We start from the raw sequence: 23,851 nt of genomic DNA on the forward strand, positions 1-23,851 counted from the left end.
GAGAGACACACCACCTGCGGAATGCGTCGAGGACGGTTCGGATGAGGCAGCAGTTCAAGAACCTGGACACGTGGCGGGGAAAGCTGACCGCCACCTGGGTCTGCCTGGCTCCGCCCACCGCCATGGTCGCCGTGTTCGTGGTCGGCGGAGTCACCTCGAACACGTTCATCGTCGACGCGCACGCGCTGGCCGCCCCGCGGCAGGACGCGGTGTTCGACGATCTGGCCGACGCCGTGCCGAACCAGCCGGGTGTCGACGGCAGCCTGCCGACCCAGGAGAAGTCCACCGTCCAGGTCCCGATCACGGGGACGACGGACGGCACCGTGAAGCCGATCCCCGGCGTGTTCGGGGACGCTTCGGGGATCCCGGGCACCGTGCTGGCGGCGTACCAGAAGGCTGCGCGCGACCTCGCGATGTCGATGCCGGGCTGTCACATCACGTGGCCGCTGCTGGCCGGCATCGGCAAGGTCGAGTCCGGGCACGCCAGCGGCGGCAAGGTGGACGCGAACGGCAACACCCGCGGCAAGATCCTCGGCCCGGTCCTCGACGGCGGCCCCGGGATGGCGTCGATCGCCGATACCGACCAGGGCGTGTACGACGGGAACGCGACGTGGGACCGCGCCGTCGGGCCGATGCAGTTCGTGCCGGGCACCTGGAACGCGTTCGGTGCCGACGGCAACGGTGACGGGCTCAAGGACCCGCACAACGTGTTCGACGCGTCGCGGGCGGCGGGCGACTACCTCTGCTCCGGCGGCGCGAACCTGTCCGACCCACAGGGCCTGGTCCAGGCGGTGCTGCGCTACAACCACTCGATGGACTACGTGTCGACGGTCCTGCGGTGGATGCAGACGTACAGCAAGGACACCGTGACGATCCCGGACAAGCCGGGGATCATCGACGCACCGGACGACGACGGGAACAACGACGAGCGGGATTCGACCCGTACGACGACCTCGACGTCGACCACCGCACCGACGTCGGCGCCCACGACAGTCCCGACCACCGTGCCCACCACGGCGCCGGCGACCACGCGGCCGACGACCGTCCCGACGTCACCTCGCCCGAGCGCGACCGGTTCGACGACGCCGACCCCGTCCGTGACGAACAGTCCCGGCACGACGAACCCGACGACGAAGCCGACCAGGCCACCGCTGAGCCCGCCGCCGTCGACGCCGACCACGACCACACCGGCGACGACCACGCCGACGACCACCACGCCGACGACGCCGACTCCGACCGACCCGACCTGTACGCCGACGCCGACTCCGACCGGGACGCCGACCACCACGCCGACGGTGACGCCCACGCCGACTCCGAGCCCGTGCAGCTCCACCGCCCCGGAGTCGAACCCGAGCGAGCCGGCGTCCAGCCCGAGCGACGCCCCGGCTGCCGGCTGAGCCCGCCTGCCGGCAGCCCCGTCCGGGATCGACCTCAGCGATTGGTGTCCGGTCGCTGACGTTCGGTAGTGTGAGGTAGCGGCGATCGTTACCTCGGTGCCGGTTTTCCGAGGGGTTTCTGGGCGCCGTAACTTTGCGTCGTCTTGATGTAACTTTCTGGCGCATGGTTCGTTGAAGGGGCTATGCGCCTAACCCGTAGTGGTAACCGTCGGGTCAAAATCATCATCGCTTCATTGTGTACGGCCCCGCTCCTGGTCGGGGCCATCGTGACCGTCGCCTCGGGCGGAGCCGGTGCCTCCGGACCGCTCACGGCAGGCAACCCGGTCGCCCCATCGCCTGGGGCCGGGCTGAACAGCGGTGAGTTCGACGAACTGACGATGATCGTGCCGCAGCGTCCCGGAGTGGACGGCCGGCTCGGATCCGACAAACCTGCCCGCGCCGACGTCCCCGTGCAGGGGGCCACCGACGGCCGATCGGTCGTCCGTCCCGGGCGTCCGGGTGCCGTGAACGGCATCCCGCGCGGGGTGTTCCCCGCGTACCGCCGCGCCACCGCCAACCTCGCGGTCGTGCGGCCGAACTGTGGGCTGACCTGGCCGCTGCTGGCCGGGGTCGGCAAGGTCGAGTCCGACCACGCGAGCGGCGGCCGCGTCGACGTGGCCGGCACCACCCGCGGCCGGATCCTCGGCCCGGTGCTGAACGGCCGGCACGGCAACGGCCGGATCACCGACTCCGACAAGGGCAAGTACGACGCGGACTCGACCTGGGACCGCGCGGTCGGCCCGATGCAGATCATCCCGCAGGTCTGGGACGAGTACGGGGCCGATGGCAACGGTGACGGCTACCGCAACCCGAACAACGTGTACGACGCGGTCACCACGGTCGCTGTCGTGCTCTGCTCCGAGGGCGACGACCTGCGCAGCCCGCGTGACCTGGTCGCCGCTCTGCTCCGCTACCAGCACTCCAAGGACTTCGTCGCCACTGTGCTGAAGTGGATGCGCGTCTACAGCAAGAACGCGGTCCTGGTGCCGAACGCGAAGGGCAACATCGCGAGCGCCAAGACGGACGGCAACGCCGACCGCCGGGTCGACCCGCGGGACGTGCCGGACGTGCCGGACGACACCAAGACGCCGACGCCGACCCCGACCGCGGTGCCGACGACCACGCCGACCGCGGTGCCGCCGTCCACGCCGTGGGCGACGCCGACGCTGCCGAAGCCGGTGGACACGCCGACGAAGACGCCGACCCGGACGCCGACGACGACGCCGACGAAGACCCCCACCAAGACGCCGACGAAGACGCCGACGCCGACCCCGACTCCTACCCCCACGCCGACGCCGACCCCGACCCCGACGCCCACACCGACCCCGACGGCCACCCCGTCCGGATCGCCGTGCGCCGGCAACGAGACCACCACCCCGACCTGCACACCAGGCACTGGCTCGCACGGATAACAGTTCGCCGGATACGGTCGCTCCATGAGTGATTCCGGCGTACTCAGGCTGGTCGGCACCGTCTTGCCGGCCGGTGAGCAGCAGGAGCTTCACCTCAGCGGTGGGCTGGTCGTCGACCGGCCCGCCGCTGCTGATGTGACGACCGTGCACACCGGCGGCTGGATCGTGCCGGGTCTGGTCGACGCGCACTGCCACATCGGCCTCGACCAGCACGGCGGTGTCGGCGAGGAGATCCAGGAGCAGCAGGCGATCGCCGACCGCGAGGCCGGTGCGCTGCTCGTCCGGGACGCCGGTTCGCCGGTCGACACCCGCTGGATCGACGACCGCGCGGACCTGCCGAAGATCATTCGCGCCGGCCGGCACATCGCCCGCTCGAAGCGGTACATCCGGAACTACGGCTGGGAGATCGAGCCCGACGAACTGGTCGCGTATGTCGAGCAGGAGGCCCGCCGTGGTGACGGCTGGGTGAAGCTCGTCGGCGACTGGATCGACCGCGACGCCGGCGATCTGACCCCGTGCTGGCCGGCCGAAGCGCTGAACGCCGCGATCGCACGCGCCCACGAGCTCGGCGCCCGGGTAACCGCGCACGTCTTCGGCGAACACGCCCTCCCGGATCTGCTGGCCGCGGGCATCGACTGCCTCGAACACGGCACCGGCATCGAGCCCAGCCTGCTCAGCGAGATGGCCGAGCGTCAGGTGGCCGTCGTACCCACCCTGATCCAGCTCGAGAACTTCCCGCAGTACGCCGACCAGGCCGCGGCCAAGTTCCCGATCTACGCGGCCCATATGCGCGATCTGTACGAGCGCCGCCTGCACCGGCTGCGGGACGCGTTCGAGGCAGGCGTCCCCGTGTACGCCGGGACCGACGCAGGCGGTGTCCTCGGACACGGACTAGTCGCGCAGGAGGTGCAGGCGCTCACCGAGATCGGCCTGTCGGGGGAGCAGGCGCTCGCCGCCGGGTCGTGGGCGGCCCGCGCCTGGCTCGGTGCGCCCAGCGAGCTGCGCCTCGGCGATCCGGCCGATCTGGTCGTGTACGACGAGGATCCGCGCGCGAATCCCGCCGTACTGACGCATCCGCGGCTGATCGCACTGCGTGGAAACGTCGTCTTCTCCCGGTGACGGGAAACAATTCACTCAAACACTGGATGGAACGGAAGATCTTCCCTTAGCGTGGCTCTCGGGACCGCCGACGCCCCTCGGCGGACCAGACACGGGAAGGAATCCGCCCCGATGGGTAAAACTGCCCTGATACCCGCAGTCCTGGCCGTCGGCGCACTCGCGCTGACCGCCCTTCCGAGCAACGCCGCCGAGCCGGCGCAGCCCACCGGTCAACCGGACCTCGCGGCCGCGTTCAAGACGGCGTCCGCGAAGTACGACGTACCGCGGGAAGTGCTGATCGGTGTCGGCTTCGCCGAGACGCATCTCGACGGCCACAACGGCACACCGAGCCAGGCGAACGGCTACGGCGTGATGCACCTGGCCAGCAACAACGTGAACAAGACGATGTCCGAAGCAAGCAAACTGACCGGGGTGCCGGTCGCCGAGCTGTCCAAGGACGACACCTCGAACATCCTCGGCGCCGCAGCCGTGCTCGACTCCTACGCCGATCAGGCCAAGCTGACCGACAGAGACAACCTCAGCAAGTGGTACGGCGTGATTGCGAAGTACTCGCACTCCGCCGACGCCCCGACCGCGCGGCTGTACACCGACGAGGTCTACCGCGTGATCGCCCGCGGCGTCCGCACCGCAGGCGTTTCGACGGACCCGAAGAGGGTCACACCGGACCGTGGCGCGTACGCGAAGGCCGCGCCGCTCGGGACTGCCGCCGTCGACTACCCGGGCGCGATCTGGAACCCGGCCAGCACCAGCAACTACCGCGTCGGCCGGACCGCGGCGATCACGACGATCGTGATCCACGTGACCCAGGGCTCGTACGCCGGCACCATCAGCTGGTTCAAGAACCCGTCCGCACAGGTCAGCGCGCACTACGTGGTCCGCTCCAGCGACGGCGAGGTCACCCAGATGGTGGCCGAGAAGGACACCGCCTGGCACGTCCGGACCGAGAACCCGTACACGGTCGGCATCGAGCACGAAGGGTACGTCGACCAGCCGTCCTGGTTCACCGACGCGATGTATCGCTCGTCCGCGGCGCTGACCCGCAACATCGCCGACCGGCGAGGCATCCCGAAGGACCGGGCCCACATCAAGGGCCACAGCGAGATGCCGAACAACGACCACACCGACCCGGGACCGAACTGGAACTGGGACTACTACATGCAGCTGGTGAACGGCGGCGACCCGAACCCGCCGGAGTACAACTTCACCACCTGGGGCAGCGGCGTGAACGTCCGCTCGGCGCCGAAGCTGTCCGCGTCGGTCGTGACCACGCTGGCCGGCCCGACCCGGGTGTTCGTCGAGTGCCAGGTCCAAGGCGACACGGTGACCGCCGGCGGCTACACCAACAACTGGTGGGCCAAGCTGCGCGACCAGAAGGGCTACATGACCAACATCTACATCGACGACCCGAACGCGAAGCTGCCCGGCGTACCGGACTGCTAGAAGTCGAAAGGTAGAGCCTGCTGTACCGACAGGTCCGGCTGCCTGGCGGAGGATTGAGGCATGTTGACCAAGATCCTTGCGCGCGGCGGCCGGGCCAGTGGGTACCTGGCGATCCGGTACGTGCGGTCGCTGCTGCTCTTGCTGGCACTGCCCAACGCCCTGCTGCTCGGCTGGCTGATCCCCGCCTTCACCGGCGGTCTGGTGCGGCTGGCCAACAGCGAGCGGGATCGCGCGGCGAAGTACCTCGGCCAGCCGCAGGCAGAGCCGTTGCCACCCGCGCTGCCCCGCCGGCCTGGGGACGTGGTGACGCTGTTCCGGGACAAGTCGTTCAAGCGGAGTCTGCGCTGCCTGCTGATGCCAGTGGTGATGATCCCGGAGCTGTTCGTCGCAGTGATCGCGGTGGTCGGTGCGCCTGCAGCGGTGCTCGGCATGCTGCTGTGGAAGTTTGACCCGGGCAACTTCAGCCTGATGGGCGTCGGGGTGGACAGCTGGCTCGAGGCGCTCACGAACGGTCCGATGCAGATCCTGGTCAGTCTGGGCTTCCTGGGGTGGGTAGCGCCCGCTGTGGCCCGTGGCCATGCCCGGACGGTGCTGAGGACACTCGCACCGAGTCAGGAGCAGCTGGAGACAGCCAAGCTGGAGCAGCGCGTCGAAGAGCTCACCAAGAGCAGGGCAGGTGCTGTCGACTCACACGGCGCTGAGCTGCGCCGTATCGAGCGAGACCTGCACGACGGCACGCAGGCGCAGCTGGTGTCGCTGGCGATGCGGATCGGCGTTGCCAAGCAGATGATGGCTGACGACCCTGAGCGGGCCGCCAAGCTACTGGACGACGCCCGTGACGGCGCAGAGCAGGCCATGACCGAGCTGCGCGGCGTACTGCGGACCATGTACCCACCGATCCTTGCGGACCGCGGTCTGACCGGGGCAGTCTCCGCACTGGCTGCTCGCTGCCCGCTACCGGTTGAGCTCCGCATCGGCGAGCTGGGTGAGGTCCCGGCAGCAGTAGAGGCCGCCGCGTACTTCGTAGTCGCGGAGTCCCTCACCAACATCACCAAGCACAGTGCTGCGGGACATGTCGACATACAGCTCGAGCGACGCGGTACTGAGCTCTACCTGGCGGTCACGGACGACGGGATCGGCGGAGCGCGAGTCAGCGAGCAGTCCGACCTGCTGGGCCGGGGGAGCGGTCTGCATGGCATGCTCCATCGCGTGCAGGCGATCGACGGTCACATGGAGCTGAACAGTCCGATCGGCGGGCCGACCACCGTCGAGGTGATCCTTCCGTGCGGGTGATCATCCTCGAGGACAATCCGATCCTCGCGGAGGGCCTGAGTCTGCTGCTCGACAACTCCGGCTTCCAGGTCGCCGCCGTCGCCACCGACGCGGACGAGTTCGCCAAGGCGATCGACGAGCACCAGGTGGATATCGCGATCGTCGACGTACGGCTGCCACCGACCTTCACCGACGAGGGTCTCCGCGCCGCGATCGAGGCCCGACGCGTCCGGCCGGGGCTGCCGGTGCTGGTGTTCTCGCAGTACGTCGAGGAGGTGTACGCCGCCGAGCTCCTGGCGGCCGGTAGCGAAGGGGTCGGCTACCTCCTGAAGGACCGGGTGTCCCGCGTCGACGAGTTCCTGGAAGCGGTACGCCGGGTTGCGGGCGGAGGGACTGTGCTGGACCCGGAGGTGGTCCGCCAGCTCATGGTGAAGCGGAGCAGCCCGCTGGACCGGCTCACAGCGCGCGAACGCGAAGTACTCGCACTGATGGCCGAAGGCCTCGGCAACACCGCGATCGGGGAGAAGCTGGTCATCTCCGACGGCGCGGTGCACAAGCATGTCGGCAACGTGTTCCTGAAACTCGACCTGCCGCCGACCGACTCCGGCCACCGCCGTGTCCTGGCCGTTCTCGCCTACCTCGGACTCTGAACTCTTGACGCGCCTGACAACGTAGGCCACTCTCGACCTGAGAGCGCTCTCATCCACCGAACCGCCCCTAGGTGAGGAGAGTTCCGATGAAGGTCCTACTGGCCGCCGTACTCACGGCGGCTGTCCTGACTGTGCCCGCGCAGGCGTTGGCAGCACCAGAGCCGCTGGCTGTGCCCGGCCAGTCTGCCGCCATGCAACGTGACTTCGGGCTGACCGAGCAGCAGATGCAGCAGCGCCTGGCCGCCGAGACCTCGGCGGCCAAGCTGTTGCCCGCGGCCCAGAAAGCGGCCGGCGCCGCGTTCGGCGGAGCCTGGTACGACGCGACCACGCAGAAGCTGGTCGTCGGCGTGGTCGGCTCAGCGCGCGCGGCCGCAGTACGCGCCACAGGTGCGCAAGTGGCCGCCGTACCGGTGCCGGCAAAGGCGCTGGATCAGCAGAAGGCAGTAGTCGACAAGCTGGCCGGCAAAGCGGTGCCTGCTGCGGTCAGCGGCTGGGCTGCCGACCCGCGCACCGGCAGCGTGGTGATCAACGTCCAAGCAGGCAAGCGTTCCCAGGCCGTCGACGCGTTCGTCGCCAAGGTCGCCAAGGCCGGAGCGGTCACGGTCAAGGAGGTCGCGGCGCAGGCGCCACGCACCTTCGCGGCCGGCACCGTCGGCGGTGACCCGTACTACGTCAGCAACATCCGCTGCTCGATCGGCTTCTCGGTGTACGGCGGATTCGTCACGGCCGGACACTGTGGTCGCAGCGGCACGGTCAGCGGCTGGGACGGCTCGGCCATCGGGTCGTTCCAGGGCTGGTCGTTCCCCGGCAACGACTACGGGTGGGTCTCGGTCGGCAACGGCTGGTGGACCGTACCGGTCGTGCTCGGCTGGGGACAGGTGAGCGACCAGCTGGTCCGCGGGTCGTGGGAGGCGCCGATCGGCTCGTCGGTGTGCCGGAGCGGTTCGACGACGCACTGGCACTGCGGGTCGATCCTGGCCAAGAACGAGACGGTGAACTACGGCAACGGCCAGCTGTTCTACGGCGCGACCAAGACCAGCGTCTGCGCCGAGGGCGGCGACTCCGGTGGGTCGTTCATCACCGGTGACCAGGCGCAGGGCGTGACGTCCGGCGGCTGGGGCAACTGCAGCAGCGGCGGCGAGACGTGGTTCCAGCCGGTCAACGAGATCCTGCAGGCGTACGGCCTGACCCTGCACACCGCCTAACGGACTGTGGGATCCCCTTGCGTGCAAGGGGATCCCACAGGTGCCAATTGTCAGGCGGTTTCGTCCGGAACCGGCTCCAGTTTCGGGGTCTCGTCCTTCTTCGTGGCCAGCGAATCGATCAGCTGCTTGGCCAGTGCGAAGCCGGAACCTCCCATCGTGATGGTCTTCACCAGGGTGTCCTCGATGCCCTGGGCACCGTTCAGCACGACCATGTTGCCGACCTTGTCGAACGAGCTCGCCGCGGCGGTGACGATCGCCGGGTAGGCCTCGGCCAGCTGCTGCGCGACGACGGCCTCGGTGTTGGTGGCCAGCGCCTCGGCGCGCGCCTTGATACCGGCCGCTTCCGCCATCGCCTTGGCCTGTACGGCGGACGCCTCGGCCTTACCGTTCAGCTCGGTGGCCTTCGCCTGCGCCTCACCACGCAGCTGGACCTCCCGGGCGTTCGCCTCGGCGGCCGCGATCTGCGCATCCCGGGCGGCCTGGGCCAGCGTGCGCTGCCGGTACGCTTCGGCGTCGGCCGGCTTCAGCACCGTGGACTCCAGTTGCTTCTCCGACAGCGACGCGTTCAGCTTGGCGGTCTCCGTCTCGGCTACGACGACCTGCTGGCGGGCCAGCGCCTCGGCCAGCGGACCGGACTGGGATGCCTTCGAGTTCGCCTGGTCGACCTCGGCCTGGTAACCGGCCTGGGCGATCGAGCTCTCCCGGACGGCCGCGGCCTTCTTCGCGGCAGCCGCCTGCTCGCGTTCGGTCGCCTCCCGGTCCCGCTCGGCCTGCGCGATCCGGGCCGCGGCCTCGACCGCGGCGGCCTGCGGACGGCCGAGGTTCTTGATGTAGCCGGACTCGTCGTCGATCTCCTGGATCTGGAGCGAGTCCACCACCAGGCCGAGCTTCTCCATGTCCCCGGCCAGCGAGCCGCGGATGTTGGTGGTCAGCGTCTCCCGGTCGTGCAGCATCTCCTCGACCGTCGTGGAGCCGACGATCGCCCGCAGATGACCCGCGAACAGCTCGTGGATGGTGCTCATCACCTGCTCGTCGCTCTGCTCCAGGAACCGCCGGGCCGCGTTCGCGATCGAGCCGTAGTCGTCACCGACCTTGTACGCCGTGACGCCCTTGATGTGCAGCGGGATGCCCTGGCTGGACACACACGTCACGGTCAGCGGCGTCGCGCGGATGTCCAGCGGCAACCGCCGTACCGTCTGGAAACCCGGTAGCACCGCGGTGCCGCGGCCGACGACGATCTTGAAACCGAGGGTCTCGTTGACCTGCTCGGTGCTCGAGTGCGCGCCGAGGCCGGAGATGATCAGCGCCTCGTTCGGCTCCGCCACCCGCCAGACCATCCGGAACAGGATCAGAAGGACGACCACCGCGATCGCCGCGATGATCAGGTACGTCCAGAGCATTTCCCCTCCAAGGGAACTTCAATTAAATGGCGCGAGCGACGTACACGGTGCGGGGTGGGTCGAAGTCGACGACGACGACCTGCGTCCCCACCTCGAGCACCTCGTCGGTCGCCGGGTAAGCGTAGAAGGCCTCGGTGGCACCCCGGACCGGCAACATCACCTCGCCGACGATCCCGGGTGCGATCCGGCCGATCACCCGCCCCCGCTTGCCTACCATGTTGCCCCTCCGACGCACGTCCGGCTGCTGCAGTTCCCCGAATGCTAGCTGGCTGTGCGTCTTGTCGCCGGGTCGGTGCAGGAGGATGGTGGAGGAGTCGGTTCGGCCTGGGGGATGGGGGAGGGGGCCATGGGCCACGACGTACTCGTGGGTGTCGCCGAGGAGGGCGCGGACGACGCGCGCCTCGAGGATCTGGCACTGCTGTTGCGGCGGGAGCTGTTGTCCCTCGAGGTCCGCGCGGTCGAGCCATATCGCGAAGGCCAAGCGCCGGACGGGACTCGCGGCGCGCTGGCCGCGATCGCCGGCGTGCTGAGTGTTTCGCTCGCCCCAGGTCTGCAGGTACTCGGTTCGGTGGTGGCTGTCGTGCGGGAATGGCTGCGGCGGGCCGGGGACGGCCGGACGGTGAAGCTCACCATCGACAACGACGTGATCGAGCTGACCGGCACCAGCGACGAGCTGCAGCAGCAGCTGGTCGATGCCTTCGTACGCCGGCATGCCGGGGCGGACGTGTGAGATGGACGGTTCGCGCGTCGCGCTCGTGGTGGCGAACGATCAGTACGACGATCCCGGTCTGAAGCGACTGGTCGCGCCGGCGCAGGACGCTGCCGCGCTCGCGGAGGTGCTGGCGGATCCGTCGGTCGGGGGCTTCGAGGTCCGCGTGCTGCACAACGAGTCCGCGCAGGAGATCCGGCTCGCCGTCGAGGACTTCTTCGCGGATCGGGCGCCCGAGGACCTGTTGTTGCTGCACTTCTCCTGCCACGGGCTCAAGAACGCGGCGGGTGAACTGTTCCTGGCGGTCGCGGACACGAAGCCGGCCCGGCTCGCGTCGACCGCTGTGGCCGCGGACTTCGTCAACCGGCAGATGGCGGACAGCCGGGCGCAGCGGATCGCGCTGTTCCTCGACTGTTGTTACGGCGGCGCGTTCCCACGGGGCATGGTTGTCCGCGCTGCCGGTGAGGCGCAGGTCCGGGACGCGTTCGCGGGCCAGGCCGAGGTCGGCGGTGGTCGAGGTCGCGTGATCGTCACGGCGTCCAGCGCGATGGAGTACGCCTTCGAGGGTGGCCAACTGGCGACCGACGCGGCGAAGCCGGCGCCGTCGGTCTTCACCGGCGCGGTCGTGGACGGTCTGAGCACCGGTGAGGCGGACAAGGACGGTGACGGCTGGGTGGGCCTGAGCGAGCTGGTCGGGTACGTCACCGACCGGATTCACCGGGTCACGCCGAACCAGAACCCGCAGATGTGGACGTTCGGCTCGCAGGGCGAGCTGCTGATCGCCCGCAGCCGGGTCCGTCGGATCACTCCCGCTCCGCTCGCTCCGGCACTGCTCGAGGCGATGGAGAGTCCGTTGCCGGCAGCAAGGTTCGGCGTGGTCGACTACCTGCGCGAACGTCTGTACGACGCCGACCTCGGTCAGGCCTACGCCGCCTGGCAGGCGCTGCACCGGATGATCGGCGACGACAGCCGCCGGGTCTCCGACGCGGTGGCCGGCGCGATCGCCGGAGCCGAGCTGGTCGTCACGCCGCCCGAGGTGGAGCTCACCGGCGAGACGGCGGAGCTGCGGCTCGAGGGACCGCCGATCGCCTTGACGGCCTCGGCGTCGGCGAGTGTCTCCTGGCTGAAGGTCGAGCAGGACGGTGCGATCGTCCGGGTCCGCGCCGACGAGGCGGGCGATGCGTCGGTGATCCTCAGCGGGCCGATCGGCGAACGCACGATCCCGGTCCGCGCGACGCTGCCGGACACCGAGTCCGAACCGCCGGCGCCGCCGCCCGAGCCGGAGCCGGAGCCCGTACCCCGGCCGGCTCCCGTACCCGAGCCACCACAGACCGAGCCACGACAGACCGAGCCACCACAGGCCGGGCCGCTCCCCGAGCCGGCCGTCGAGACAGGTCGACCTCCTTGGTGGCTGATCGCCGTACTGATCGTCGGGTCGGTGCTCCTGATCGGGATCAACTGGCCGGGTGAGGCCGAGTCGAGCAATCTGTGGTACGACGTCGAGACGACCGGCTGGCACGTGTACCGGAGCTGGCACGATCCGGTCTTCCTGTCGTCCGTCACAGCACTCGTGGTAAGCCTGATCTCCCGGTGGGCGGGACCTGTCGCTCTCGGTGTCGTCGCGGGCGCGGTCGCCGGCGTCCTCCAGGACGCGATCCTGATCCTCGGTGCCGGCATCTGGGAGAACGACACCGAGACGCCGTGGTCCTGGCTCGCGGTGCTCGGGATCGGCTTGGTCCTGGCCGCCGTACTCCTCGTCGTGCTGAGGCCCGAGCGATGGCGCCTCCGGCCGGTGCCGGTCCGGAGCGCGGCCCTGGTCGTTGCCGGCGGCATCCTCCTGCTGGCGAGTGGGCTCATCAATCATCCAGACGGCTTCGCCTTCGTCGACGTCACGGTCCTGGCCGTGCTCGAGCCGGTCGTGGTCGTCGCCCTGGCATGGCTCGCACTGGCCGCTGTCGAGGCACGGGCCCTGACCTGGCTTGTCGCCACAGCGACGACGTACGCCGTGATCAGCGCGATTGCCGCCGTACCTGCGCTGACCGGAGGGGACGCACCGGTCGTCTTCCTCGCCGCGCTGCTGGGCAGCGCGCTGATCGTAGCCGGAGTTCTCAGCCGCGTACTGCGCCTTCAGTCGCGCCCTTGATGAACTGGCGAGCGAAGATCGCGAACACGATCACCAGCGGGATCATCGCCAGCAGCGCGCCGGTCATCACCATGCTGTAGTCCACGCCGTGGGAGCGGTTCAGTGTCGACAGGGCGACCTGCAGCGTCACGTGGTCCGGGTTGGTCAGCACGATCAGCGGCCACATGTAGTCGTTCCAGGAACCGACGAACGTGAAGATGCCGAGGAACGCCAGCGCCGGCCGCGCCGACGGCAGCGCGACGTGCCAGTACGTTCCGAAGAAGCCGCAGCCGTCCAGCGTCGCGGCCTCGATCAGCTCGTCGTGGATCGAGTTCTTGAAGTACTGACGCATCCAGAAGATGCCGAACGCGTTCGCCGCGCCGGGGATGATCAGCGCCTTCAGCGAGCCGACCCAGCCGAGGATCGCCATCGTCTGGAACTGCGGTACGGCGGCCAGTTGCGCCGGCAGCAGCATCGTCGCCAGCAGGATCACGAACAACGCGTTCCGCCCCGGGAACCGGAACTTGGCGAACGTGAACGCCGCCAGTGAGTCGAAGAACAGCACCAGCAACGTGGTCGAGATCGCCACGACCGCGGTGTTCGCCATCGACTGGAAGAACGCGACGTTCTCGAGCACCTGACGGACGTTGTCGCCGAAATGGCCGCCGAAGCTGAACTTCGGCGGGAAGCGGTAGATGTCCGCGGTCGTGTTGGACGCCATCACGATCGTCCACACGAACGGGAACATGAACACCAGCAGCGCCAGCACGAGCGCCGCATGCAGCGCGACGCCGCGCAGCCGGTACCGCGTCATCGGTCCTCACCCCGTCCACGGAAGATCCGCCAGTTGATTGCCGTGAACAACAACACGAGCGCGAAGATGCTCAGCGCGATTGCGGCGGCGTACCCGTAGTCGTTGTCCAGGAACGCGGCCCGGTAGAAGAACAGCACCACGGTCATCCCGCTCTGCCCGGTGCCGCCGCTGTTGCCGACCATCACCTGCGGTTCGGTGAACGTCTGCAGTCCGCCGATCGTCGACATGATGACGGTGAACAGTACGACGGGACGCAGCTGCGGCAAGGTGATCGAGAAGAACGTCCGTACCGCTCCCGCGCCGTCCACCTTGGCGGCCTCGTACTGGTCCTTCGGGATCGCCTGCAGACCGGCCAGGTAGATCAGCGTGTTGTACCCGACCCACTGCCACACGATCATCGTGGAGATCGCGATCTTGATACCCCACGGCTGCCCGAGCCAGTCCTGCTGCGGGATGCCGAGCGACCGCAGCGCGGCGTTCACCAGACCGAAGTTCGTGCTGAAGATCGAGCTGAAGAAGATCGCCATCGCGACCAGCGAGGTGACGTTCGGGATGAAGTACGCGATCCGGTACACGTTGGTGAACCGGACCGCCGACTGCAGCATCACCGCCAGCAGCAGCGCGAGCACCAGCGTCGGGACCGTCGACATCAGGAACAGTACGACGGTGTTCTCCAGCGCCGTCCAGAACGTCGGGTCCTTGACCAGGAACGCGAAGTTGTCCAGCCCGGTGAACCTGCGGGCGCTCAGGCCGTCCCAGCGCTGGAACGCCAGCAAGATCGTGGACAGCATCGGGTACAACCCGAACACCGCGAACAGGACGTAGAACGGCGACAGCGCCAGGTAGAACCGCCAGTACGACCAGACGTTTCGACCGCGCCGCTGACCGGTAGAGGATCCGGTCAGTGGCGCAGTCCGCACTGTTGTCAATCCGGTCACTGGACTCCCTGGCGCTTGGCGATCGCCTTCGCCTTCGAGACGGCGGCGGACCACGCCGCGTCCGAGGTCTTGGCGCCGGACTGCACGGTCTTCAGCTCGTCGTGGAACGGCGCGGCGACCGAGTCGTCGAACGGGCTCTGGTACGCGACCGGGATCTCCTTCGCGGCCGGACCGAAGATGTCGATCGGGACCTGGCCGCCGAAGAACGTGTCGGCCGCCTTGAGCTGCGGCTTGTCGTACGCCGCCGGCGTCGACGGGAAGATCTGCGCGTCGGCGAACGCCTTGGCCTCGTTGTCGGCGCTGAGCATGTACTTGATCACGTCGAACGCCTTCTGCGGATCGGCGGCGTTCTTGGTGATCGCGAGGAACGAGCCGCCGAAGTTCGCCGGGCCGCCCGGCGTCGGCGCGAGCCGCCACTTGCCCGCGGTCTTCTTCACCGCGGACTTGATGTCCAGCGCGACCCAGGCCGCCCCGATGTGCGCGGGCACCGTGCCCTGGTCGAGGCCGGCGTTCCAGTCCGGCGAGCCGCTCGGCGTCTTGCCGTCGATCTTCATCGTCATCGCCTTGACCGAGGTGTCCCAGGCCTTGCGGATGTGGTCCTGGTCGCCGATGAACTTGTTGTCCTTGGAGATGTACCGCTCGGTGCCCTGGCCGACGACCATGTCGTAGAGGTCGGTGGCGTCCCAGACCAGCAACGCCTTCGGGTTCTTCGCCTTCAGCTGGACACCGGCGGCGAAGAAGTCGTCCCAGGTCTTCAGCTGCTCGGCCACCTTCGCGGGGTCGCTCGGCAGCCCGGCCGCCGCGAAGACGTCCTCGCGGTAGTACAGCGCGGTCGGGCCGACGTCGATCGGCAGACCGATGACCTTGCCGTCCAGCGTGGTGGCCTGCTTGACCTTCCACTCCAGGTAGTCGCCGAGGATCGAGTCCGCGCCGACGGTCTTCAGGTCCACGAACCGCTCGGCCTGGGGGAGCAGCGACGCGATGTCCTCGCCCTTCAGGCCGGTGATGTCCGGGATCGACGTACCGCCGTTGAAGGTGGTGATCAGCTTCTGCTTGAAGTCGCCGCCGATCTCGGAGTACTTGATCTTCGGGTCCGGGAAGTGCGTGATCGTGTCGTCCAGCACCGACTTGCCGAGACCGCCCGGCCAGCACCACATGGTGAGCTCGGTGGCGACGTTCTTCTTGGCCGGCGTATCGGTGCTGTTCATTCCTGACGAGCAGCCGACCAGCGACCCGCCTGCTACGGCTGCGAAGCCCCCGAGCAATGTCCGACGTGAGAGCTCCATGGTTCTACCTTCCTGAGTGTGCGCTGATCAGCGCCTGGAGGTGGTGGTCTTCGGGATGCGCGGCCTGCCAGGCCACGAGGTCCGCCCAGCGCGGTGCGGCGTCCGCACCACCCAGCCGGGTGACAGAGAGCGCCGCGGTGAGTGCTGCGAACCGCACCCGCTGCGCCAGCGGCAGCTCCCAGAGCGTGGCGGCGATGAAACCGGCGGCGAACACATCACCCGCCCCGGTGGTGTCCGCCGCCGGGACGGCATACGCAGGTACGACGACCTGCTCGCCAGTACTCGCGTCGAGTGCAGTCGCGCCCGCAGCGCCGTTGGACACGACCACCAGCGGCACCTGCTCCGCCAACTGGCGCATGGCCTGCTCTGGTGAGTCCGTCCGTGTGTACTGCATGGCCTCGTCGGCGTTCGGCAGGAACACGTCGCAGTGCTGGAGCTGGTCGAGCACTGCCGGGTCCCACTGCTCGGTCGGGTCCCAGCCGACGTCTGCGAACACCACGCTGCCGGCCGCCTTCGCCTTCGCCAGCCACTCGTTCGGCCAGGATCCGATGTGGGCGGCGACGGCTCGAGCAGCCGGCGGCGTGGTGATCAGCTCGTCGGCTGACAGCAGGGGAGGGGTACCCCGGGTGACCAGTGCCCTGTCGTTGTCGTAGGCAAGGGCCACGGTGAGGGGCGTCTGCCAGCCGGCGAGTCTTCGGGAGAGTGTCAGATCGATGCCCTCGGCGGTCAAGTACGTCCAGACGCGGTCACCGTCGGCGTCCGCCCCGAAGACGGCGGCCATGCCCGTCCGCAGACCGAGCCGGGCGAGCGCGACCGCGAAGTTCGCGATACCGCCCGGGCTCTCGTGCGACTCGGTGGCCCAGACCTCGGTGCCGGGACGCGGTGCGGTGGGCAGGCCAAGCACCAGGTCCTGGAACACCAGACCGGACACCACAACGTCCAGCTCGTGCATGCTTGGCACACTCCTGCAGGGTCGATCAAACTCGTGCATGAATCTTGAAACTCTTGCTCAGGATCCGCAATACCTGATCAGAAGATTGACTGAAAATGACGGAGTTTGCGTGATACGGTCTCTCTGTGTTGCCGAAGCAGCGTCAGGATCAGATAGTCCGCGCGCTCCGGGCCGACGGGGCCGGGGGCGTCAAGGTGCTGGCCGGGAAGCTCGGCGTCAGCGAGGCCACCATCCGGCGCGACCTCGAGCAACTGCACGCCGAGGGTCGTCTGACCCGCGTGTACGGCGGTGCGCTCGCGGTCGACGGCGGTGACGAGCCGTTCGCGGACGTCAACGCCGTCCATGCCGAGGAGAAGGACCGGATCGCGCTACGTGCTGCCGAGCTGGTCGCCGACGGCGAGTCGGTGCTGCTGGACATCGGTACGACGGCACTCCGGGTCGCACAGCACCTGCACGGGCGGTCGTTGACCGTGGTGACCAGCAATCTCGCCGTACTGGAGGAATTGCAGTACGACGAGCAGATCGAGCTGATCGTGCTGGGCGGGTTCGTACGGCGCAGCTACCGGTCGCTGGTCGGCTACCTGACCGAGGAGAGCCTGCGGCAGATCCACGTCGACTGGCTGTTCCTGGGGACCAGTGGGGTCCGGCCGGACGGCCGGGTCATGGACAGCACGATGATCGAGGTGCCGGTCAAGCGGGCGATGATCAACGCCGCCGACCGGGTGGTCCTGCTCGCGGACCGGACGAAGTTCCCGGGCCACGGCGTCGCCCGGGTGTGCGAGCCGGGAGAGCTCTCCATCGTCGTCACCGAACCTGACTCCGACGCGGCAACCCGTGCCCAACTGACCGAAGCTGGAGTAGAGGTGGTTCTGGCGTGAAGCTGACGATCCTGGGTGGGGGCGGCTTCCGGGTTCCGCTCGTGTACCACGCGTTGCTCGGAGACGGTGGGCCTGGACGGATCACCTCGGTTGTCCTGTACGACGCCGATTCATCCCGCCTGTCCGCCATCGCCGCGGTCCTCCGCCAGCAGGCGGCCGGCTCAGAGCGGCCCCCGGTCGTGACGGAGACGACCGACCTGGATACGGCGTTGCGCGGCGCCGACTTCATCTTCTCGGCCATCCGTGTGGGCGGCCTCGAGGGGCGCACCGTCGACGAGCGAGTCGCCCTAGGCCTCGGCGTACTGGGGCAGGAGACCGTCGGCGCCGGCGGGATCGCCTACGGGCTGCGGACTCTCCCGGTTGCCATACAGATCGCTCAGCGGATCGCGGCGGTTGCTCCGGAAGCGTGGACCATCAACTTCACCAACCCGGCCGGGATGGTGACGGAGGCGATGATTCCGTACCTGGGCGACCGGGTGATCGGCATCTGCGACTCCCCGTCGGGGCTGGGGCGCCGGGCGGCGCTGGCACTCGGTGTGGACCCGTCTACTGCGTTCTACGACTACGCCGGTCTGAACCACCTCGGATGGCTGCGCGGGCTGCGGTCTGGCGGCGTGGACCGGTTGCCGGACCTGCTGCAGTCGGCTGACGCGTTGGCCTCCTTCGAGGAGGGCCGGCTGTTCGGTGAGGACTGGCTGCGGTCGCTGGGGTCGATTCCGAACGAGTACCTGCACTACTACTACTTCGCGCGCGAGACGCTGGCCGCCGTACAAGGGGTGCGGCAGACGCGTGGCACGTTCCTCCTGGAGCAGCAGTCCGCGTTCTACGCCGAGACCGGCGAGCACCCCGAGCGGGCGTTCGAGCTGTGGCAGAAGACCCGGGCCGAGCGCGAGTCGACGTACATGGTGGAAAGCCGTGAGGTCGCGGACGCGGGGGAGCGAGACGAGCGCGACATGGCGGCCGGTGGGTACGAGCAGGTCGCGCTGTCGCTGATGCGGGCGATCGCGCACAACGAGCGGGCCTCGCTGATCCTGAACGTCCGCAACCGCGGCGTACTGCACCACCTCGACGACGACGCCGTGGTGGAGATCCCCTGCACCGTGGACGCCAACGGGGCACTGCCAGTGACCTTGTCGCAACTGACCGATCATCAGGCCGGTCTGGTCAGTGCTGTGAAGGCTGTCGAGCGTGCCACGATCGAGGCTGCCACCACTGCCTCCCGGGCCACCGCTGTGAAGGCCTTCGCCTACCACCCGCTCGTAGACTCGGTGACGGTCGCCCGGAGCCTCCTGGACACGTACGTCGACCAACTCCCGAACCTGGCCTATCTACGTCCCTGAGGCCAATTGGTTGGGCAGCGTGGTTTCTGGCACAATGGCCTGCTGAGTCCGTCCAGGTTCGTGCAGCCCTCTAACTCCACTGCCCGGCCGGCCCATCGAGCTGTCACTGCGTTGTCCCCACGACGCGTCGTGCAGTTCATCAAGACAGTAATTTCCAAGGGAGACCCCACAAACGTGGCAGTCAAGATCCGTTTGAAGCGCATCGGCAAGAAGCGCACCCCGCACTACCGCATCGTCGTGATGGACGCCCGCGCCAAGCGGGACGGCCGCGCGATCGAGGAGATCGGGATCTACAACCCGAAGACCGAGCCCTCGTTCATCCGCGTCGAGTCGGAGCGGGCGCAGTACTGGCTGGGCGTCGGCGCGCAGCCGAGCGAGGCCGTCGAGGCGCTCTTCAAGGCGACCGGCGACTGGCAGAAGTTCAAGGGCCTGGACGCCCCGGCGCCGCTGCGGGTGGCCGAGCCGAAGCGGGACAAGCAGGAGATCTTCAACGAGGCGCTGGCCGAGGCCCACGGCTCGCTGAAGACCGAGGCGGTCACCGCCAAGAAGACGGCGAAGAAGGCCGAGAAGAAGGAAGAGGCCGCCGCCGAGGCGCCGAAGGCCGACGAGACTCCGAAGGCTGACAAGGCTGACAAGGCGGACGACGCGAAGGCCGCGGCCAAGGCCGACGAGCCGAAGGCCGACGAGGCTGCGGCCGAGACCACCGAGGCCTGACGATGATGGAGACCGAGGCGCTCGAGCACCTGGTCCGAGGCATCGTGGACAACCCCGACGACGTCAGCGTCCGGGCCCGGACGCTGCGGCGTGGCCGCACCCTCGAGGTGCACGTCCACCCCGACGACATCGGCAAGGTGATCGGCCGCAACGGCCGCACCGCCACCGCGATCCGCACCGTCGTCGGCGCCCTCAGCTCCGAGTCGTCCCTGCGCATCGACTTCGTCGACGAGTTCAACCGGCGCCCGCGCCGCTGACTCGGTAGTCCACAGCAGTCCTGTGAGGGGCCGCACCCGGTCTGGGGTGCGGCCCCTCTCTCGTACAAAGGAGTAATGCAGGTGTTGGTGACTGTCGGTCGGATCGGCCGCGCGCATGGGATCAAGGGCGAGGTCGGCATCGACGTGCGTACCGACGAGCCGGATCGCCGGTTCGCCGACGGCGCGACCGTCGTGACCGATGCGAAGGTGTCGCGGACGCTGACGATCGCTTCGAGCCGCTGGCACAGCGGGAAGTTGCTGGTGAAGTTCGCCGAGGTGCCGGATCGGACCGCGGCGGAGCAACTGCGCAACCTGGTCATCCAGTGCGAGATCGACGAGGACGAGCGCCCGGAGGACCCGGAGGAGTACTACGACCGCGACCTGATCGGCCTCGCGGTCCGCACCACCGACGGCGCTGACGTGGGCGAGGTGACCGACGTCGTGCATCTGCCGTCGCAGGACCTCCTGGAGATCCGGCGTACCGCGGGCAACCTCGTGCTGGTCCCGATGGTGGAGGAACTCGTCCCGGAGATCGACATCGACAAGCGGTACGTCGTCGTGGCGGACCGCCCCGGCCTGCTCGACCCCGAGGGCGCAGAGGTGGTCCAGACCGAGCCGGGGGACTGACATGCGCCTGGATGTCGTCACGATCTTCCCGGAGTACCTGGCGGCCCTCGACGTCTCCCTGGTCGGGAAGGCGGCCAAGAGCGGGCTGCTGGACATCCACCTGCACGACCTGCGGGAGTGGACCCATGACCGGCACCGGACCGTCGACGACACCCCGTACGGCGGGGGAGCGGGCATGGTGATGAAGCCAGAGCCCTGGGGACAGGCGCTGGACGCGATCGCCCCCGTGGACGGTCCCGCGCAGCCGCGGCTGATCGTGCCGACACCAGCCGGGCGGCCCTTCACCCAGGAGCTCGCGTACGAGCTCGCCGCCGAGCCCTGGCTCGCGTTCGCGTGTGGCCGGTACGAAGGCATCGACGCGCGTGTGGCGTCGTACGCCGGCGAGCGGATGCGCGTCGACGAGGTGTCCATCGGCGACTACGTGCTGAACGGCGGTGAGGTCGCCGTACTCGTGATGGTCGAGGCCGTGGCTCGCCTGCTGCCCGGCGTGATCGGCAACCCGGAGTCGCTGGCGGAGGAGTCCCACTCGGGCGACGGCCTGCTCGAGTACCCGGTCTACACGAAGCCGCCGAGCTGGCGTGGGTACGACGTACCTGAGGTCCTGCTGTCCGGGAACCACGGCCTGATCGCCGACTGGCGCCACGACGAGTCGGTACGGCGTACTGCGGAACGCCGGCCGGACCTCCTGGCCGCGTGGGGCGACGTGGTCGCTCAGAAGGAAGACGCGACCTCAGCGGTCCGCCTGCTGCCCGCTACGGCTGCTGACGCAGGCGAGATCCACGTACTGCAGCTGGCCGCGTTCCTGTCCGAAGCGCAGCTGTACGACGACTACACGATTCCGCCGCTGACAGACGACCCTGCCGCGACTGCCGCCCGCCTGGAGCGGGGGACCGTCCTGAAGGCCGTCGCCGGCACCCGCATCGTCGGATCGGTCCAGCTCCTCGTCGACGACACGGTCGGACAGATCGAACGGCTCATCGTCGCCCCGGACTGGCAGGGCCGCGGGCTCGGTGCCCGCCTGCTGCGTGCCGCCGAGCAGGTGGCCCCCGCCGAAGTCACGTCGTACACGCTGAACACGGGCGCCCTGAGCGACCGGAACCTCGCCTTGTACCGGAAAGCGGGCTATCGGGAGCTCAGCCGGGAGCCCCAGACGCCGAAGGTCGACCTGGTCCGGCTCGGCAAACGCAGACGCCGTAAGTGATCACCCTGCGCGGTCGACGGGGCACCGGATTTCGTCGCCGTGTGGGGCGTGTGGCAAGATTGTCTGTTGCTGCCCTTCGGTGCTCCTGCCACAGGGGGTGACCACCGACCGGCAGCCTTTTGATGACTTCATCACCACCGACATTCGTGGGTGACCTGTGGCACGCGCGAGGAAGAGACACCTGATGAGCAACATCCTGAACGAGCTCGACAACGCGAGCAAGCGCGACGACATCCCGGCCTTCCGCGCCGGTGACACCGTGAACGTGCACGTGAAGGTCGTCGAAGGAAACCGGTCCCGCGTCCAGGTGTTCAAGGGTGTCGTGATCCGCCGCCAGGGTGGTGGCCTGCAGGAGACCTTCACGGTCCGCAAGGTCAGCTTCGGCGTCGGCGTCGAGCGGACCTTCCCGCTGCACACCCCGATCGTCGACAAGATCGAGGTCGTGACCCGCGGCGACGTCCGCCGCGCCAAGCTGTACTACCTGCGCGAGCTGCGCGGTAAGGCGGCGAAGATCAAGGAGAAGCGCGAAGTCCCGGCCTCCTGACGCCCGTAACGACGACGGTCACCTATGGCGCCGAGCACTGCGACTCGCGCTCGCCCTCGACCGGTATCCAAGAGGGCACGTCGCAGCAAAGGACGTCACCGCAGGCTGAAGCAGCGGAATCCGCTGCTCAGCCTGCTCGTCGAGATGAGCACCGTCACGGTGCTCGCGCTCGTCATCACGGTGGTCCTGCGGCTGTTCGTCGCCGAGGCGTTCTACGTCCCGTCGGAGTCGATGTACGACACCCTGACGAAGGACGACCGGATCCTCGCCGAGAAGATCAGCTACCTGCACCGCGACGTCGACCGCGGTGACATCATCGTCTTCAAGGACCCGGACAACTGGCTGAACGAGGAAGAGGTCAAGCCGGGCACGGTGCGCCGGATCGGTGAGTTCGTCGGCATCCTGCCGCGCAGCGGCGAGGGTCACCTGGTGAAGCGGGTGATCGGCATCGGCGGCGACCGGGTGGTCTGCTGCAACAAGCAGGGCCAGATCACCGTCAACGGCATCCCGCTGGACGAGCGGGAGTACCTCCTGAAGGACGCCAAACCGTCCGAGCTGCCCTTCAACGTGCTGGTTCCGGCCGGTCACCTGTGGGTGATGGGCGACAACCGGGCCGAGTCCGCCGATTCCCGCGCCCACATGGGCGGCCCCGGCGGCGGATTCGTGCCGGTCGAGAACGTGGTTGGCCGGGCCTGTTGCGTAATCTGGCCGTCTGACCGGATGACGATGCTGCGTCCTCCGGAAACCTTCAAGAAGCCGGGGCTGAAGAAGTGACCGATACACCGACCAAGACGGACGCCAAACCTGCCCACCGCTCGGGCTTCGCGGCGGCCGCCCGCGAGTTCGTGCTGATCGTGGTCGGTGCCCTGATCGTTTCCTCGATCCTGCGGGCGTTCGTCGGGCAGATGTTCATCATCCCGAGCGAGTCGATGGAGAACACCCTGCTGGTCGGCGACCGGGTCGTGGTGGAGAAGCTCACCGACGTCAAGCGCGGTGACGTGGTCGTGTTCGAGGACCCGGGCGGCTGGCTCGGCGCCGAGGAGAGCGGCCAGAAGCGCGGCTCGATCGGTCGGTTCTTCGAGATCGTCGGCCTGCTGCCGGACTCCAGCCACGGCCACCTGATCAAGCGCCTCATCGGCATGCCCGGCGACAAGGTCGCCTGCTGCGACGCGAAGGGCCGGCTGCTCGTGAACGGCCAGCCGCTCGACGAGACCAGTTACCTGTATCCGGGCGACGCCCCGTCCCAGATGGACTTCCAGGTCACCGTCCCGGCCGGCCGGATCTTCGTGATGGGCGACCACCGCTCCGCCTCCGGGGACTCCCGCGTGCACCTGCAGGACCTCGACGCGAACGGCGGCAACCAGGGCGACGCGGCGTTCGTCCCGCTCGACAAGGTCACCGGACGGGCGATCATGATCGTCTGGCCGGCGGGCCGCTGGGGCAAACTCGGCGTACCGGACACGTTCAAGGCGGTGCCGGCGGCCGGTCCGGCGCCTGACAAACCTTCGATATCGCTCACGCCACCACCCAAGTAA

24 protein-coding genes are annotated in these 23,851 nt (G+C 68.6%); 18 read left to right on the forward strand and 6 right to left on the reverse strand.

Annotated elements, in window-relative coordinates:
* Positions 1 to 41: 41 nt before the first annotated feature.
* The 7 genes from EV649_RS33455 (at position 42) to EV649_RS33485 (ending at position 8,534) form a co-directional block, all read left to right on the forward strand.
* Positions 42 to 1,397 carry a lytic transglycosylase domain-containing protein gene (locus EV649_RS33455; protein ID WP_198682830.1) on the forward strand — a complete coding sequence of 452 codons (1,356 nt, stop codon included), beginning with the start codon at positions 42 to 44 and terminating at the stop codon, positions 1,395 to 1,397.
* A gap of 266 nt (positions 1,398 to 1,663) precedes the next feature.
* On the forward strand, positions 1,664 to 2,848 hold the full coding sequence (locus EV649_RS33460) for a lytic transglycosylase domain-containing protein (RefSeq protein ID WP_241999028.1): 1,185 nt from the start codon (positions 1,664 to 1,666) through the stop codon (positions 2,846 to 2,848).
* Between the two features lie 24 nt (positions 2,849 to 2,872).
* Positions 2,873 to 3,967: an amidohydrolase family protein gene (locus tag EV649_RS33465; protein ID WP_130387650.1), complete on the forward strand. Its 1,095-nt coding sequence runs from the start codon at positions 2,873 to 2,875 to the stop codon at positions 3,965 to 3,967.
* Between the two features lie 111 nt (positions 3,968 to 4,078).
* Complete coding sequence (locus EV649_RS33470) at positions 4,079 to 5,407, forward strand: N-acetylmuramoyl-L-alanine amidase (protein WP_130387651.1); 1,329 nt, start codon at positions 4,079 to 4,081, stop codon at positions 5,405 to 5,407.
* 60 nt (positions 5,408 to 5,467) lie between these two features.
* The gene (locus tag EV649_RS33475; protein WP_130387652.1) at positions 5,468 to 6,700 is read left to right on the forward strand and encodes a histidine kinase; all 1,233 of its coding nucleotides are present in this window, start codon (positions 5,468 to 5,470) and stop codon (positions 6,698 to 6,700) included.
* The gene (locus EV649_RS33480; protein ID WP_130387653.1) at positions 6,691 to 7,329 is read left to right on the forward strand and encodes a response regulator transcription factor; all 639 of its coding nucleotides are present in this window, start codon (positions 6,691 to 6,693) and stop codon (positions 7,327 to 7,329) included. Before EV649_RS33475 ends, EV649_RS33480 begins: the two co-directional genes overlap by 10 nt.
* An 86-nt stretch (positions 7,330 to 7,415) precedes the next feature.
* Complete coding sequence (locus EV649_RS33485) at positions 7,416 to 8,534, forward strand: S1 family peptidase (protein WP_130387654.1); 1,119 nt, start codon at positions 7,416 to 7,418, stop codon at positions 8,532 to 8,534.
* 50 nt (positions 8,535 to 8,584) lie between these two features.
* On the opposite strand, the gene EV649_RS33490 is transcribed toward EV649_RS33485, so the two are convergent.
* Both EV649_RS33490 and EV649_RS33495 read right to left on the reverse strand, forming a co-directional pair.
* A complete protein-coding gene (locus EV649_RS33490; protein WP_130387655.1) occupies positions 8,585 to 9,934 on the reverse strand; it encodes a flotillin family protein in 1,350 nt (449 codons plus the stop codon).
* A 22-nt stretch (positions 9,935 to 9,956) separates the two neighbouring features.
* Positions 9,957 to 10,151: a hypothetical protein gene (locus EV649_RS33495; protein WP_130387656.1), complete on the reverse strand. Its 195-nt coding sequence runs from the start codon at positions 10,149 to 10,151 to the stop codon at positions 9,957 to 9,959.
* Between the two features lie 129 nt (positions 10,152 to 10,280).
* Here EV649_RS33495 and EV649_RS33500 point away from each other — a divergent pair, with 129 nt between their 5' ends.
* Both EV649_RS33500 and EV649_RS33505 read left to right on the forward strand, forming a co-directional pair.
* Positions 10,281 to 10,664, forward strand: coding sequence for a hypothetical protein (locus EV649_RS33500; RefSeq protein ID WP_130387657.1), 384 nt, complete (start codon positions 10,281 to 10,283; stop codon positions 10,662 to 10,664).
* Entirely contained in the window at positions 10,627 to 12,786 is a 2,160-nt protein-coding gene (locus tag EV649_RS33505) for a caspase family protein (RefSeq protein WP_130387658.1), read from the forward strand. Before EV649_RS33500 ends, EV649_RS33505 begins: the two co-directional genes overlap by 38 nt.
* On the opposite strand, the gene EV649_RS33510 is transcribed toward EV649_RS33505, so the two are convergent.
* Genes EV649_RS33510 through EV649_RS33525 form a run of 4 tightly spaced genes read right to left on the reverse strand, consistent with a single transcriptional unit; the run spans position 12,752 to position 16,755 of the window.
* Positions 12,752 to 13,579, reverse strand: a complete 828-nt coding sequence (locus EV649_RS33510; RefSeq protein ID WP_130387659.1) for a carbohydrate ABC transporter permease — start codon at positions 13,577 to 13,579, stop codon at positions 12,752 to 12,754. The genes EV649_RS33505 and EV649_RS33510 overlap by 35 nt on opposite strands.
* Positions 13,576 to 14,517 carry a sugar ABC transporter permease gene (locus EV649_RS33515; RefSeq protein WP_130387660.1) on the reverse strand — a complete coding sequence of 314 codons (942 nt, stop codon included), beginning with the start codon at positions 14,515 to 14,517 and terminating at the stop codon, positions 13,576 to 13,578. Before EV649_RS33515 ends, EV649_RS33510 begins: the two co-directional genes overlap by 4 nt.
* Complete coding sequence (locus EV649_RS33520; RefSeq protein WP_130387661.1) at positions 14,514 to 15,803, reverse strand: extracellular solute-binding protein; 1,290 nt, start codon at positions 15,801 to 15,803, stop codon at positions 14,514 to 14,516. Before EV649_RS33520 ends, EV649_RS33515 begins: the two co-directional genes overlap by 4 nt.
* Before the next feature lie 4 nt (positions 15,804 to 15,807).
* Positions 15,808 to 16,755 (reverse strand): PfkB family carbohydrate kinase, encoded by a 948-nt coding sequence (locus tag EV649_RS33525; RefSeq protein WP_130387662.1) that lies wholly within the window; start codon positions 16,753 to 16,755, stop codon positions 15,808 to 15,810.
* Between the two features lie 125 nt (positions 16,756 to 16,880).
* On the opposite strand from EV649_RS33525, the gene EV649_RS33530 reads away from it, so the two are divergent.
* The 9 genes from EV649_RS33530 (at position 16,881) to lepB (EV649_RS33570) (ending at position 23,851) form a co-directional block, all read left to right on the forward strand.
* On the forward strand, positions 16,881 to 17,633 hold the full coding sequence (locus EV649_RS33530) for a DeoR/GlpR family DNA-binding transcription regulator (RefSeq protein ID WP_130387663.1): 753 nt from the start codon (positions 16,881 to 16,883) through the stop codon (positions 17,631 to 17,633).
* Complete coding sequence (locus tag EV649_RS33535; RefSeq protein WP_130387664.1) at positions 17,630 to 18,973, forward strand: 6-phospho-beta-glucosidase; 1,344 nt, start codon at positions 17,630 to 17,632, stop codon at positions 18,971 to 18,973. The genes EV649_RS33530 and EV649_RS33535 overlap by 4 nt, the downstream gene beginning before the upstream one ends.
* Before the next feature lie 174 nt (positions 18,974 to 19,147).
* Positions 19,148 to 19,687, forward strand: a complete 540-nt coding sequence (gene rpsP / locus EV649_RS33540; RefSeq protein WP_130387665.1) for a 30S ribosomal protein S16 — start codon at positions 19,148 to 19,150, stop codon at positions 19,685 to 19,687.
* Between the two features lie 5 nt (positions 19,688 to 19,692).
* Complete coding sequence (locus tag EV649_RS33545) at positions 19,693 to 19,944, forward strand: RNA-binding protein (RefSeq protein WP_130387796.1); 252 nt, start codon at positions 19,693 to 19,695, stop codon at positions 19,942 to 19,944.
* A gap of 81 nt (positions 19,945 to 20,025) precedes the next feature.
* Entirely contained in the window at positions 20,026 to 20,571 is a 546-nt protein-coding gene (gene rimM / locus EV649_RS33550) for a ribosome maturation factor RimM (protein ID WP_130387666.1), read from the forward strand.
* A gap of 1 nt (position 20,572) precedes the next feature.
* Complete coding sequence (gene trmD / locus EV649_RS33555) at positions 20,573 to 21,772, forward strand: tRNA (guanosine(37)-N1)-methyltransferase TrmD (protein ID WP_130387667.1); 1,200 nt, start codon at positions 20,573 to 20,575, stop codon at positions 21,770 to 21,772.
* 184 nt (positions 21,773 to 21,956) lie between these two features.
* Positions 21,957 to 22,316 (forward strand): 50S ribosomal protein L19, encoded by a 360-nt coding sequence (gene rplS / locus EV649_RS33560; RefSeq protein WP_130387668.1) that lies wholly within the window; start codon positions 21,957 to 21,959, stop codon positions 22,314 to 22,316.
* Positions 22,317 to 22,460: 144 nt separating this feature from the next.
* A complete protein-coding gene (gene lepB / locus EV649_RS33565; RefSeq protein WP_238151156.1) occupies positions 22,461 to 23,090 on the forward strand; it encodes a signal peptidase I in 630 nt (209 codons plus the stop codon).
* Positions 23,087 to 23,851 carry a signal peptidase I gene (gene lepB, locus EV649_RS33570; RefSeq protein WP_130387670.1) on the forward strand — a complete coding sequence of 255 codons (765 nt, stop codon included), beginning with the start codon at positions 23,087 to 23,089 and terminating at the stop codon, positions 23,849 to 23,851. Before lepB (EV649_RS33565) ends, lepB (EV649_RS33570) begins: the two co-directional genes overlap by 4 nt.

Source organism: Kribbella sp. VKM Ac-2569, assembly GCF_004216905.1.
Lineage (GTDB): Bacteria > Actinomycetota > Actinomycetes > Propionibacteriales > Kribbellaceae > Kribbella.

What these genes read in the sequence shown, in the direction of transcription:
- EV649_RS33500 (WP_130387657.1), top strand. Translation starts at nt 10,281, where the DNA reads ATGGGCCACGACGTACTCGTGGGTGTCGCCGAGGAGGGCGCGGACGAC.
- lepB (WP_238151156.1), top strand. Translation starts at nt 22,461, where the DNA reads ATGAGCACCGTCACGGTGCTCGCGCTCGTCATCACGGTGGTCCTGCGG.
- EV649_RS33505 (WP_130387658.1), top strand. Translation starts at nt 10,627, where the DNA reads ATGCCTTCGTACGCCGGCATGCCGGGGCGGACGTGTGAGATGGACGGT.
- EV649_RS33485 (WP_130387654.1), top strand. Translation starts at nt 7,416, where the DNA reads ATGAAGGTCCTACTGGCCGCCGTACTCACGGCGGCTGTCCTGACTGTG.
- rplS (WP_130387668.1), top strand. Translation starts at nt 21,957, where the DNA reads ATGAGCAACATCCTGAACGAGCTCGACAACGCGAGCAAGCGCGACGAC.
- EV649_RS33470 (WP_130387651.1), top strand. Translation starts at nt 4,079, where the DNA reads ATGGGTAAAACTGCCCTGATACCCGCAGTCCTGGCCGTCGGCGCACTC.
- EV649_RS33525 (WP_130387662.1), bottom strand. Translation starts at nt 16,755, where the DNA reads ATGCACGAGCTGGACGTTGTGGTGTCCGGTCTGGTGTTCCAGGACCTG.
- EV649_RS33495 (WP_130387656.1), bottom strand. Translation starts at nt 10,151, where the DNA reads ATGGTAGGCAAGCGGGGGCGGGTGATCGGCCGGATCGCACCCGGGATC.
- EV649_RS33455 (WP_198682830.1), top strand. Translation starts at nt 42, where the DNA reads ATGAGGCAGCAGTTCAAGAACCTGGACACGTGGCGGGGAAAGCTGACC.
- trmD (WP_130387667.1), top strand. Translation starts at nt 20,573, where the DNA reads ATGCGCCTGGATGTCGTCACGATCTTCCCGGAGTACCTGGCGGCCCTC.
- EV649_RS33510 (WP_130387659.1), bottom strand. Translation starts at nt 13,579, where the DNA reads ATGACGCGGTACCGGCTGCGCGGCGTCGCGCTGCATGCGGCGCTCGTG.
- EV649_RS33475 (WP_130387652.1), top strand. Translation starts at nt 5,468, where the DNA reads ATGTTGACCAAGATCCTTGCGCGCGGCGGCCGGGCCAGTGGGTACCTG.
- EV649_RS33520 (WP_130387661.1), bottom strand. Translation starts at nt 15,803, where the DNA reads ATGGAGCTCTCACGTCGGACATTGCTCGGGGGCTTCGCAGCCGTAGCA.
- EV649_RS33545 (WP_130387796.1), top strand. Translation starts at nt 19,693, where the DNA reads ATGGAGACCGAGGCGCTCGAGCACCTGGTCCGAGGCATCGTGGACAAC.
- EV649_RS33490 (WP_130387655.1), bottom strand. Translation starts at nt 9,934, where the DNA reads ATGCTCTGGACGTACCTGATCATCGCGGCGATCGCGGTGGTCGTCCTT.
- EV649_RS33465 (WP_130387650.1), top strand. Translation starts at nt 2,873, where the DNA reads ATGAGTGATTCCGGCGTACTCAGGCTGGTCGGCACCGTCTTGCCGGCC.